The 2,951-nt window shown below is 66.2% G+C and carries 3 protein-coding genes; 2 read left to right on the top strand and 1 reads right to left on the bottom strand.

Annotated elements, in window-relative coordinates; genetic code table 11:
* Window positions 1-74 precede the first annotated feature (74 nt).
* Window positions 75-293 (bottom strand): glutaredoxin family protein, encoded by a 219-nt coding sequence (locus ACE026_RS16485; RefSeq protein WP_346468333.1) that lies wholly within the window; start codon window positions 291-293, stop codon window positions 75-77.
* Between the two features lie 97 nt (window positions 294-390).
* On the opposite strand from ACE026_RS16485, the gene ACE026_RS16490 reads away from it, so the two are divergent.
* Together ACE026_RS16490 and ACE026_RS16495 are read left to right on the top strand one after the other, a co-directional pair.
* Window positions 391-1,773 (top strand): L-serine ammonia-lyase, encoded by a 1,383-nt coding sequence (locus ACE026_RS16490; protein WP_123730460.1) that lies wholly within the window; start codon window positions 391-393, stop codon window positions 1,771-1,773.
* A 113-nt stretch (window positions 1,774-1,886) separates the two neighbouring features.
* Window positions 1,887-2,888 carry an alpha/beta fold hydrolase gene (locus ACE026_RS16495; RefSeq protein WP_486039939.1) on the top strand — a complete coding sequence of 334 codons (1,002 nt, stop codon included), beginning with the start codon at window positions 1,887-1,889 and terminating at the stop codon, window positions 2,886-2,888.
* Window positions 2,889-2,951: the final 63 nt, after the last annotated feature.

The raw sequence follows: 2,951 nt of genomic DNA on the forward strand, positions 1-2,951 counted from the left end.
CCCCCCCCCCCCCCCCCCCCCCCCCCCCCCCCCCCCCCACTACAGCATCCAGCACCGCCAAGCGACGCTGCGTGTCAGCCGATCCAGGCTGCTACCGCCGCGACATCGAACGGCCAGTCCAGCTCGCGGCCCCGCGCATCGCGCAACACCGGCACCCGCAGCCCGTAGCGGGCCTCCAGCGCGGTGTCGTCATCGATGAACACACTGTCCAGATTGGCCACCCGGGCCTGCGCCAGCACCGCCAGGGCCTGGTCGCACAAATGGCAGTCATCACGCTGGTACAAGGTAAACACCGGCCCACCCACCTTGGAAAATGTTGCGCCGCAGCCAGAGCCGGCGGCACGAAGCGCATAGAATAGCGCTCCATCCGATACCCGCAGTTTGGCAATCATGGCTGTCAGCACGTTCGACGTTTTCAAGATCGGCATTGGCCCGAGTTCTTCGCACACCGTGGGACCGATGAAGGCTGCCGAACGTTTCGTGCACCGCTGGCTCCTCGATCCGGGCCACCTGCAGGACGTGGTGCGCATCCGCGCCGACGTCTACGGCTCGCTGGCCCTGACCGGCCGTGGCCATGGCACCGACAAGGCCGTGCTGCTCGGGTTGGAAGGCCAGCGCCCGAACCTGATCGATCCGGACATCATCCCCGAGACGCTGGAGCGCATCCGCAGCAGCAAGCGCATCCGCCTGATGGGGCAGCATGAGATCGCCTTCGACGAGAAGCGCGACCTGGGCCTGAACAAACGCCAGAAACTGCCGTACCACACCAACGGCATGCGCTTTACTGCCTACGGTGCGGACGAGCAGGTGATCGCCACGCGCGATTACTACTCCGTCGGCGGTGGCTTCGTGGTCAACCAGGACGATGCGGCCGATGACCGCATCGTGCCCGATGAAACCCCGCTGCCCTACCCGTTCAAGAGCGGCGACGAGCTGCTCGCGCAGACCGCACGCAGTGGCCTGAGCATCGCCCAGATGATGTTCGAGAACGAGAAGTGCTGGCGGACCGAGGACGAGATCCGCGACAGCCTCCGCGAAATCTGGAGCGCCATGCAGGCCTGCGTGGAGCGCGGCATCCGCCAGGAAGGCACCCTGCCCGGCGGCCTGCATGTCTCGCGTCGCGCCCCGGCGCTGTACCGCGAACTGTCCTCCAAGCCGGAGGCGGCGATGCGCGACCCGTTGACCACGCTGGACTGGGTCAATCTGTACGCGCTGGCGGTGAACGAAGAAAACGCCGCCGGTGGCCGCGTAGTCACCGCCCCGACCAACGGCGCTGCCGGGGTACTGCCGGCGGTGCTGCACTATTTCGACCGCTTCTGCCCCGGCGCCAACGAACAGCGCGTGTTCGATTTCCTGCTGACCTCGGCGGCGATCGGCATTCTGTACAAGGAAAACGCCTCGATCTCCGGTGCCGAAGTCGGCTGCCAGGGCGAAGTGGGCGTGGCCTGTTCGATGGCGGCCGGCGGCCTGGTCGCCGCGCTGGGCGGCAACCCGAGCCAGATCGAGAATGCCGCTGAAATCGGCATGGAACACAACCTCGGCCTGACCTGCGACCCGATCGGCGGGTTGGTGCAGATTCCCTGCATCGAGCGCAATGCGATGGGCGCGGTCAAGGCGATCAACGCCTCGCGCATGGCGATGCGTGGCGATGGCAAGCACAAGGTCTCGCTGGACAAGGTCATCAAGACCATGCGCGACACTGGCCGCGACATGCAGGACAAGTACAAGGAAACCAGCCGCGGCGGGCTGGCGGTCAACGTCATCGAGTGCTGATCGACCGTTCCCGGCGGTAGAGCCGACCGTTGGTCGGCTGCTCCGGTGGCATCGTCGGTACGCCTGCACGGCCGCTCCGGTACAGTCAGGACTTCCCCCCGATGGAGACCGCCATGCGCATCCTGGCTGCCGCCCTGCTTGCCTGCCTGCCGCTGACCACCCTCGCCGCCGACACCTACGGCCCGCGACTGGAAGGCTTCGACTATCCGTACCCCGTGAAGATCTTCCGCTTCGAGTCCCAGCGCCAGCCGCTGGAGATGGCCTACATCGACGTCCCCGCCGGTGGCAAAGGCTTCGCCGGTACGGTGGTGCTGCTGCACGGCAAGAACTTCTGCGCGGCCACCTGGAAGGACACCATCGCGGCACTGAGCGCGGCCAGCTACCGGGTGATCGCGCCGGATCAGATCGGTTTCTGCAAATCGAGCAAGCCCGAGCGCTATCAGTACTCGTTCGGTCAGTTGGCTGCCAATACCGAAGCGCTGCTGGAGCATCTGGGCTATGGCGAGGGCAAGCTGCACATCGTCGGCCATTCGATGGGGGGCATGCTCGCCGCGCGCTTCGCGCTGATGTATCCGCAGCGCACGATCAGCCTGTCGCTGGTCAACCCGATCGGCCTGGAAGACTGGAAGGCCAAGGGCGTGCCATGGCGCAGCATCGACGCCTGGTATGCGGGTGAGCTGAAAACCAGCTTCGACAGCATCAAGAAGTACCAGCTCGACGTCTATTACAACGGCCAGTGGAAGCCCGAGTACGAGCAGTGGGTGCGCATGCAGTCGCGCATGTACGACGGCCCCGGCAAACAGGCGGTGGCATGGAGCCAGGCGCTGACCTCGGACATGGTGTTCAACCAGCCGGTGGTCTATGAGCTGCCCAAGCTGACGGTGCCGACCACCTTGTTCATCGGCCAGACCGACCGCACCGCGATCGGCCGTGACCTGGCACCGCCGGCCCTGAAAGCGACGCTGGGCAACTACCCCGCCCTGGGCAAGGCAGCCGCCGCGGCGATTCCGGGCGCCACCCTGGTGAGCTTCGAGGATCTGGGCCACTCGCCGCAGGTGCAGGACCCAGCCCGGTTCAATGCGGCACTGCTGAAGGCACTCTCACACCACGACTGAGCCGACACCCCGGTAGTGGGCCACGCCATGCGTGGCAGCGGACGTCCTCCGGTAGTGCCACGC

The organism is Stenotrophomonas sp. AGC87, assembly GCF_057333975.1.

Coding starts and splice junctions, on each gene's coding strand:
- ACE026_RS16490 (WP_123730460.1), top strand. CDS start 391: ATGGCTGTCAGCACGTTCGACGTTTTCAAGATCGGCATTGGCCCGAGT.
- ACE026_RS16495 (WP_486039939.1), top strand. CDS start 1,887: ATGCGCATCCTGGCTGCCGCCCTGCTTGCCTGCCTGCCGCTGACCACC.